This is a genomic window from Pantoea dispersa, from assembly GCF_035783935.1.
In the GTDB taxonomy this organism is placed as follows: Bacteria; Pseudomonadota; Gammaproteobacteria; order Enterobacterales; family Enterobacteriaceae; genus Pantoea; species Pantoea dispersa_C.
The window spans coordinates 1-484 of sequence record NZ_JALKOV010000034.1 but is presented as its reverse complement, the minus strand read 5'-3'; the positions used below and the strand labels follow the sequence as shown (position 1 = coordinate 484).

The 484-nt window shown below is 56.4% G+C and carries 1 protein-coding gene; it reads right to left on the bottom strand.

The window, feature by feature from the left end; all coding sequences use genetic code 11:
* Positions 1-422: Ig-like domain-containing protein (locus MXF20_RS23225; RefSeq protein WP_325971644.1), on the bottom strand; the 422-nt coding region annotated here is incomplete at its 3' end.
* Positions 423-484 lie beyond the last annotated feature (62 nt).

Here is a 484-nt window from a genome sequence, read left to right as displayed (position 1 = left end):
GTACTAGTACCGTCACGCAGGAACACCAGTGCGTTAGCTTCGGCCGTACCGCTCAGTGTCGGCCTGTTGTCGTTGGTCACGCCGCCACTGGCAATCGCACCAACCACGCCCCCCTGCACGTTGTCCACTACGCTGGTGATAACCGGCGAGTTAGGTGCAACAGTGTCAACAATCAGACCCCAGCTATTGGATTGCCCTGAAACGTTGCCCGCACTATCTTCAGCTCTAACCGTTAAGGTATGCGTTCCGTCCGCTAATGGCGCCGCCAATTCCAGTGACCATGCTCCGGTTGCCGTCGCATAAACACTGCCTACAACTGTGTTGCCATCAAAAATCTTGACAAGCACATTTGGTTCAGCCGTACCGCTCAGTGTCGGCCTGTTGTCGTTGGTCACGCCGCCACTGGCAATCGCACCAACCACGCCCCCCTGTACGTTGTCCACTACGCTGGTGATAACCGGCGAGTTAGGTGCAACAGTGTCAA